We start from the raw sequence: 7,674 nt of genomic DNA on the forward strand, positions 1-7,674 counted from the left end.
GCGCCCGCCGCTTCGGAGCCGGCCGAGGACGGCAGCCTCACGACCGCGCCTATCACATTTCTCGAGGAGCTGATCGCGACGCTGCAGCTGCCGCCGGGCGCGGTCCTGTCGGAGCTGGCGCTGGCGGAGCGCCTGCGCATCGGCCGCACGCCGATCCGCGAGGCGCTGCAGCGCCTGGCGCGGGACGGGCTGGTGGTGGTGCTGCCGCGGCGCGGCGTGCTGGTCTCCGAGATCAACCTGCGCACCCAGCTCCGCCTCCTGGAGCTGCGCCGGGTGATCGAGAAGCTCATGGCGGGCCTCGCCGCCGAGCGGGCGACGCCCGAGGAGCGGGCGCAGTTCGCCGAGATCGCCGCCGCCATGCGCAAGGCGGCCGAGGTCGAGGACGACCTCGCCTTCATGCGCCTCGACCGGCGCTTCAACGTGCTGATGGCGCAGGCCTCGCGCAACGAGTTCGCGGTGCGCTCCATGGGCCTCATGAACGCGCTCTCGCGCCGGTTCTGGTACCAGCACTACAAGGAGGTGGCGGACCTGCCGCTGGCCGCCCGCCTCCATGCGGAGGTGGCCGAGGCGGTGGCGAGCCGCGACCCCAAGCAGGCCGAGGCCGCGGCGGCGAGCCTCGTGGACTATATCGAGGACTTCGCGCGCAAGACGCTGGATGCGTGAGGCGCGGCCGTCTCCCGCACACGGGAAGGGGCAGCGTCAGAACACCACCACGCTGCGGATGGTCTCGCCCGCCTTCAGCGCCGCGAAGCCGTCATTGATGTCCTCCAGCGCGATGCGCCGGGAGATCAGGCCCTTGAGGTCCAGCCGCCCGGCCAGCGCGGCGCGGGCGAGGAAGGGAAAGTCCCGCGCCGGCCGCGCGCCGCCATAGGACGATCGGCGGATGCGCTTCTCGCCCATCAGCGCGCCCCAGCGGAACGACACGTCCTTGGACACGTCGATCTTGCCGAGCCAGATCACCTCGCCGCCGGGCCGCACCGCCTCCACGGTGGCGCGGAAGGCGATGGCGCTGCCGGCGGATTCCAGCACCACGTCGGCGCCGCGCCCGCCGCTAAGGGCGCGCGCCGCTTCCACCACGTCGCCGGTGCGGGCGTTCACCGTGTGGGTGGCGCCCATGGTCCGCGCCAAGGCGAGCTTGGCGTCGTCGAGGTCGGCGGCGAGGATGGTCTCGGCGCCGGCGAGCCGCGCCCCCTGCACCGCCGCGAGCCCCACCGCGCCGCAGCCGATGACGAGCACCGTGTCGCTCGCCCCGATGTGCGCCACGTTCAGCGCCGCGCCCACCCCGGTCATGATCCCGCAGCCGATCAGGCAGGCCTCCTCGAACGGCAGCGCCTTCGGCACCAGCACCGCCTGCTGGTCGGCGACGATGCAGTATTCGCCGAAAGCGCCCAGGAACATGAGATTGCCCAGTGCCCGCCCGTCGGCGAGCCGCGCCTTGGCGGCGCCGTCGAAGGCGCGCGCTTTCGGCCCCTCGGCGAGATAGCCCTCGCACAGGATGGGCAGCGACCGGTCGCAATAGAAGCAGTGGCCGCAATGGGGGTTCCAGGAGAGCACCACATGGTCGCCCTTGCCCACGCCCTTCGCCTGCCGCCCCACCTCTTCCACGATGCCCGCCGCCTCGTGGCCGAGCACGATGGGCATGGGATAGACGAGGCCGCCCTCGATCACCTCCAGATCGGTGTGGCAGAGGCCGGCGGCCTTGATCCGCACCAGCACGTCGGCGGGGCCGAGCGGGGCGGCTTCCACCGTCTCGACGGCAAGCGGGGTCTGCGGCGCATGCAGCACCGCGGCACGGTAGGTGAGGGGCATCGGTCGCGGGTTCCCGGCGTCAGGCGTGCTCGAGCTCGATCTCGCCGGCGATGACGCGCATCACCGCCTTGTCGCGCTTGGCCTCGGCGAGCGTGCCGGCGAAGATCATCTCGCCGCGCTCGATCACGTAGAGCCGGTCCACATAGTCCGGCAAATGGTGCACGTTGGATTCCGCCATCAGCACTGCCTCGCCCATGGAGCGGATGGAGGCGATGCCCTCCGAGATCACCGGGATGATGGCGGGCGACAGGCCCTCGAACGGCTCATCGAGCAGCAGCAGGCTGGGGTCGAGGGCCAGCGCCCGCGCCACCGACACCATCTTGCGCTCGCCGCCGGAGAGCTGGGCGCCCCCGCGGTGCAGATATTGCCGCAGCTTGGGGAAGACGGTGAGCGAGCGCTCCACCCGCTCGGCCGAGGACAGGCGCGAGCGCCGCGTCCAGGTGGGCAAGGCGATGTTCTCCTCCACCGTCAGATCGGCGAAGACTTCCGATTCCTCGGGCGAGAAGCCGATGCCCAGGCGCGCGATCTCGTGCGGCGCCCGGCCGACCAGGTCCACCCCCTTGAAGCGGATGGTGCCGGCGACGGGCCGGCGATAGCCGAGGATGGAGCGGAAGGTGGTGGACTTGCCGGCGCCGTTGCGGCCGATCAGGGCGACCAGTTCGCCCGGCTCCACGGCGAGGTCGATGCCGGAGAGCACGCGGCTGCCGGCGATGTCCACCTTGAGGCCGGAAATGCTCAGCATGGGCGGGTCTCCTGAACGTCGGCCTTCGCGGCGGCGTCTTTCGTGGCCATCTTCGGCGGGCGCGTGCCCACCACGGCGGCGATCAGCGCCGGGTCCTTGAAGAAGGTCTGCGGCTTCTCGTCCGCCAGCACGCTGCCGGCCTGGAGCGCGACGATGCGGTCCGAGTAGCGGGCCACGAGGTCCATGTCGTGCTCGACCTGGATGATGGCGCGCACGCCGGCCTTGCGGGCGGCGGCCACCAGCAGCTCCATGATGGTGTGCTTGTCGCCGGTGGAGACGCCCGAGGTCGGCTCGTCGACGAGGATCAGTTCGGGCTTGAGGGTGAAGGCGCTGGCGACGTCCAGCAGCTTCTTCTCGCCCTGGGAGAGGGCGGAGGCCTGCTGCTCCAGCCGGTGGCGCAGGCCGAAGATGTCGGCCACCTCCTCCACCGCGGCGCGGATCTCGCGGTCGGCGGCGAGGCTGCGGAACGGGTTGGCGATGCGCCCGAGCCGCGAGGCCGCCGCGACCGCCAGCGTCTCGCGCACCGTGAGGGCGGGGAAGATGTTGACTAGCTGGAAGCCGCGCGCCATGCCGCGGCGCGAAAGCTCCACCGGGCCGATGCCGGCGATGTCCTGCCCGCGGAAATGGACGTGACCCGCCGTCGGCTTCAGAAGGCCGGTGAGCACGTTGACGAGGGTGGACTTGCCGGCGCCGTTGGGGCCGACGATGGAGATGAATTCGCCGTCGTCCACGTGCACGCTGACGTTCCGCAGCGCGTGGAAGTCGCCGTAGCTCTTGGAGACCTGGTGGGCGGCGAGGAGGGCGTGCGACGCCATGGTCAGCTCCCGCGCTTGAGGCGGGCGAGGGCGTCGCCGAACAGGCCGGCGATCCCCCGCGGGAAGAAGATGACGATGAGCACCAGGACGGCGCCCATCACGAAGCGCCAATACTGGGTCGCGGCCATCACCGTGTCCTGCAGCAGAACGAAGGCGAGCCCGCCCACCACCGGCCCGGCAAAGGCGCCGGTGCCGCCCAGAACCGCCATGAAGACGAGGTTGCCGGACTGCGTCCAATAGACGATCTCCGGGTCGGCGAGGCCGATGGTGACGGCGAGAATCACCCCGCCGATGGCGCCGTAGACGCCGGAGATGACATAGGCCGCGAGCCGCATGCGCTGGACGGTGACGCCGAGATAGGCCGCCTTCTGCGCGTTCTCGCGGATCGCCGTGAGGTGCAGCCCGAACGGCGAGCGCACGATGCGCCACATGACGAAGCCGAGCAGGGTGAGCAGGCCCAGGGCGTAATAATAGAACGGCCCGGTGATGAAGGCGGTCTTGCCGCCCTCGAACTCCATGCCGAACAGCAGTGGGCGCATCACCCGCATGCCCTGGTCGCCGCCGGTGAGCCCGTAGAACTTGAACAGGATGGAGTGGAACAGCATGCCGAACGCCAGCGTCAGCATGCCGAAGAAGATGCGCGTGTAGCGCACGCACAGGAAGCCCACCGGCACGGCGATGACCACCGCCGCGGCGACCGCGACCAGCAGGATCAGCTCCAGCGATTGGACCCCCAGCTTCGAGGTCATCACCGCCGCAGCATAGGCGCCGATGCCGAGGAACATGGCGTGGCCGAACGACAGCAGCCCGGTGTAGCCGAACAGGAGGTTGAAGCCGAGCAAGGCGATGGCGAAGCCGAAGAACGGCACCATCAGGGTCAGCATGTAGGTGGAGGCCACCAGCGGCAGGCCCGCCATGGCCACCACGATGACCAGGAAGGCGGCGAGCCCGGACGGCCATCGCAGGCCCGCCGCCGCCGCGGGCTGCGCGGCAGTGCGCACGGAGGGAGTGCTCATGCGGTTGCCGTTCCGAACAGGCCGGCCGCCGCAGGATGAGCACGGCGATGACGACCAGGTAGATGGAGAGAATTTCCGCCTCCGGCAGCACCATGATCGCCACCGCGCGGATCAGGCCCACCACGAGGGCGCCCGCCAGCGCGCCGCGCATGGAGCCGAGGCCGCCGATCACCACCACGGCGAACGCCTCCACCACCAGTTCCACCGCCATCTCCAGCGAGGAGGCGGAGGCCGGCACCACCAGCGCGCCGCCCACGGTGCCGAGCATGCAGCCCACCGTGAACACGGCGGCGAACACCGAGGAGGAATTCACCCCGAGCCCCTCGCTCATGTCGCGGTTCTCGGCGGTGGCGCGGATGATGCGGCCGGTGCGGGTCTTCTGGAGGAAGGCGCCGAGCCCCGCCGCGATGGCGATGGAGCAGGCGATCACCAGAAGGTTGTAGGTGGGCACCCGTGCGCCGAGGATGTCGGCGGTGCCGTAGGCGAGATAGGCATTGTCCAGGGTGCGCGGCGTGGCGCCCCAGAGGAAGCGGAACGCGTCCTGGAACATCAGCAGCAGCCCGAAGGTGAGCAGCAGCTGGTAGCTCTCGTCGCGCCGGTAGACGGTGCGCAGCACGCGCTCCACCGGCAGGCCGACGAGGCCGATCAGCAGGCCCGAGAGCACCAGCACCGGCAGCACCAGGACGGCGGGCACGCCCACCGCGCTGGCGACCCCCACGGCGGTGATGCCGAAATAGGCCCCGAGCGCGTAGAAGGAGCCGCAGGCCAGGTTGACGATCTTCTGCACGCCGAACACGAGCTGGAGGCCGGCGGCGACGAGGAAGAGGATGGCGGCGTGGAACACGCCGCCGAGGAGCACATCGACGAAGACGGTCACGCCGCGCCCTCCTCAGACGGGGAGCTTCGACGTCTTCAGCCACTCCCAGAAGTCCATGCCCGGAGGCTTCTGAAGCTGCTCGGCCGTGAAGCTGTCCACCGTCTTGAGCGTCGGGAAGTCATAGGAATTCTGGTTGGTGGACAGGCCCTGGTAGAAGGTCTGCTCGGCGATCTTGTCGGCGCGGAACTGGCCCGGCCCGCCGAGGCTCTCCACCTTCTGCTTGGGGATCGAGTCGATGATCTCGTCGAGCTTGGGCCAGCGGCCGACGGCCTTGTTGGCCGCCTCGACGCCGGCCTTGTAGGCGGCGAGGGCGAAATAGGCGCGGTCGGCTTCCCAGTGCGGGGCCTCCTTGTAGCGGCCCATATAGTCGTCCACGAACGCCTTCTGGAGCGCCGACGCATTGGGCAAGGCGAAGTAGAGCGTGTTGTGCCCGAACACGATGTTCTCGGGCATGAAGTCCTTCTTCAGCTGGTTGATCTGCCAGCCGGCGGCGGGCAAAGCGAGGTTCACGCCCTCGAACAGGCCGGCGGCGGAGCCCTGCTTCATGAACACCGGCAGATCGGCGAACAGCATGGAGGAGAAGATGAAGTCGGGCTTCGCCGCCTTCAGCGCGGCGACGTGGGAGGTCAGGTCCATGGTGCCGACCTTCGGCCATTGCTCGGCCACCACCTCCACCTCGACGCCGGCGCGGGCGAGGATCTGCCGGAAGGCCTCCCAATTGTTGCGGCCGTAGGAATAGTCCGGATTGATGCCGGCGATGCGCTTGATCTTGCCATTGAAGTACTTGATGGCGAGGAGCGAGGCCATCACCGCCTCGCATTCGTTGTCGGTGGAGCGGAAGACGTAGCGCGACTTGGGCATGGCCTCCTTCACGCCGTCCTGGGTGGTGCCGTCCCACATGATGAGCAGGGCCTGCTCCTCCTCCGCCACCGGGGCGACGCCGAGCGAGACGCCGGTGGAGATCAGGCCCTGGACGCAGTCCACCTTCTCCTGCAAGGCGAGGCGGCGGAACCGCTCGATCGTGTCCTTGGGCGAGGTCTCCTCCTCGAACACCAGTTCGAGGGGGCGGCCGGCAATGCCGCCATCCTTGTTGATGCGCTCGGCCGCCCACTGCACCGCGCGGATGCCGCATTCGCCCACCGTGCCCATGGCGCCGGAGCGCGGCGCGAGGATGCCCACCCGCACCGGCTTGGCCTGGGCGATGGCCGGGGAGAACACCCCGGGAGCGGCAACGGCAAGACCGGCAGCGCCGATCCCCCGCATCACGGTGCGGCGAGACAGGTTCATTTTGGCGTCCTCCCCTCGCGGGTCTAAGTGCCCGTCGTTGGATCTGACATATCAATAATATGCATCATGAATGTCTTCAAGCTGGAATTTGATTTAGATCATATCTCAACGAGGGCTGCCGCTAGGCGAGGGGTCTAAATATACGCAATAACAGAGCGTTATGTGGACTCATGCGCCGGACATCGCCACCGTTCCGCCGGACCGGCGGCCGCAACACGGAGCCGCTTGCATGTGATGTGTATCTGACATATTAGTTGTCCGCATAAGGCCTCGCGCTCCCGCCTGGCGGCGGCGGCGCGGGGCTGCGACGAACGGGACTGCGGTCCGCCGACGGAGGCGGCCGGGTCGTTTCAGGGAGACGAGCGATGGAATTAACCCGCAGCGCCATGACCGATCGCCAGAGAAAGTACCGCGCCACCTACCGCGAGCGCGTCACCGGCTGGTACAATGGATGGCTCCACATCCTCATCATCTACACCATCGGCTTCACGGCGCTGTACATCTACCGCGCCAACATGCACGACATCCGCTGGTGGGAGTGGCTGACCGTCCCGGTGGTGTTCCTGTTCTGCAATTTCTTCGAGTGGTGGCTGCACCGCTATGTGATGCACCGGCCCTCGCGCGTCCCGCTGTTCCGCGCGGTCTACAACCGCCACACCTTGATGCACCACCAGTTCTTCACCGAGGAGGAGATGCGCTTCGCCGATCACCATGACTGGCGCGTCACCTTCTTCCCGCCCTATGCGCTGGTGACCTTCACGCTGATGTCGATCCCCGGCGCGATCGTCTTCGGCTGGCTGATGTCGGCGAACGTGGGCTGGCTGTTCATCGCCACCACCACCTCGGTCTATCTGCTCTACGAGTTCATGCACTTCTGCACGCATATCGACGAGAACTGGTTCGTCCGGAACGTGCCGTTCATCAACACCATCCGCCGCCACCACGCCGCCCATCACAACCAGTCCATCATGATGGAGCGGAACATGAATCTCACTTTCCCCATCATGGACTGGCTGTTCGGCACCTCGGACCTCAACCGCGGCCTGATCGGACACCTGTTCAACGGCTACGACACGCGCTTCGTGAAGTCGGACATGCGCAAGGTGGCGCGCACGCCACGCCCGGCGC

The 7,674-nt window shown here is 68.5% G+C and carries 7 protein-coding genes and 1 pseudogene; 2 read left to right on the forward strand and 6 right to left on the reverse strand.

Translation table 11 applies throughout. The annotated features are described in order from the left end of the window. Positions 1-663: GntR family transcriptional regulator (locus AC2W7M_RS15400; protein WP_486133108.1), on the forward strand; the 663-nt coding region annotated here is incomplete at its 5' end. A 36-nt stretch (positions 664-699) separates the two neighbouring features. Here the strand turns inward: AC2W7M_RS15400 and AC2W7M_RS15405 are convergent. The 6 genes and pseudogenes from AC2W7M_RS15405 to AC2W7M_RS15430 all read right to left on the reverse strand — a co-directional run bounded on the left by AC2W7M_RS15405 (position 700) and on the right by AC2W7M_RS15430 (position 6,546). Then, complete coding sequence (locus AC2W7M_RS15405; RefSeq protein ID WP_486133109.1) at positions 700-1,809, reverse strand: Zn-dependent alcohol dehydrogenase; 1,110 nt, start codon at positions 1,807-1,809, stop codon at positions 700-702. 19 nt (positions 1,810-1,828) lie between these two features. Then, positions 1,829-2,551, reverse strand: a complete 723-nt coding sequence (locus AC2W7M_RS15410; protein WP_486133110.1) for an ABC transporter ATP-binding protein — start codon at positions 2,549-2,551, stop codon at positions 1,829-1,831. Continuing rightward, complete coding sequence (locus tag AC2W7M_RS15415) at positions 2,545-3,366, reverse strand: ABC transporter ATP-binding protein (protein ID WP_486133114.1); 822 nt, start codon at positions 3,364-3,366, stop codon at positions 2,545-2,547. Before AC2W7M_RS15415 ends, AC2W7M_RS15410 begins: the two co-directional genes overlap by 7 nt. 2 nt (positions 3,367-3,368) lie before the next feature. Beyond that, complete coding sequence (locus AC2W7M_RS15420; protein WP_486133111.1) at positions 3,369-4,382, reverse strand: branched-chain amino acid ABC transporter permease; 1,014 nt, start codon at positions 4,380-4,382, stop codon at positions 3,369-3,371. Between the two features lie 97 nt (positions 4,383-4,479). After that, positions 4,480-5,259, reverse strand: a pseudogene (locus tag AC2W7M_RS15425) (branched-chain amino acid ABC transporter permease); the annotation flags it as partial. 12 nt (positions 5,260-5,271) lie between these two features. Then, positions 5,272-6,546: an ABC transporter substrate-binding protein gene (locus tag AC2W7M_RS15430; protein WP_486133112.1), complete on the reverse strand. Its 1,275-nt coding sequence runs from the start codon at positions 6,544-6,546 to the stop codon at positions 5,272-5,274. A gap of 365 nt (positions 6,547-6,911) precedes the next feature. Between AC2W7M_RS15430 and AC2W7M_RS15435 the strand changes: the two genes are divergently transcribed. Next, positions 6,912-7,674, forward strand: a 763-nt coding sequence (locus AC2W7M_RS15435) for a sterol desaturase family protein (protein ID WP_486133113.1), incomplete at its 3' end; no start/stop codon positions are given.

This window comes from Xanthobacter sp. BG11Y11_SDJG, assembly GCF_057364445.1.

What these genes read in the sequence shown, in the direction of transcription:
- AC2W7M_RS15405 (WP_486133109.1), bottom strand. Translation starts at nt 1,809, where the DNA reads ATGCCCCTCACCTACCGTGCCGCGGTGCTGCATGCGCCGCAGACCCCG.
- AC2W7M_RS15430 (WP_486133112.1), bottom strand. Translation starts at nt 6,546, where the DNA reads ATGAACCTGTCTCGCCGCACCGTGATGCGGGGGATCGGCGCTGCCGGT.
- AC2W7M_RS15415 (WP_486133114.1), bottom strand. Translation starts at nt 3,366, where the DNA reads ATGGCGTCGCACGCCCTCCTCGCCGCCCACCAGGTCTCCAAGAGCTAC.
- AC2W7M_RS15420 (WP_486133111.1), bottom strand. Translation starts at nt 4,382, where the DNA reads ATGAGCACTCCCTCCGTGCGCACTGCCGCGCAGCCCGCGGCGGCGGCG.
- AC2W7M_RS15410 (WP_486133110.1), bottom strand. Translation starts at nt 2,551, where the DNA reads ATGCTGAGCATTTCCGGCCTCAAGGTGGACATCGCCGGCAGCCGCGTG.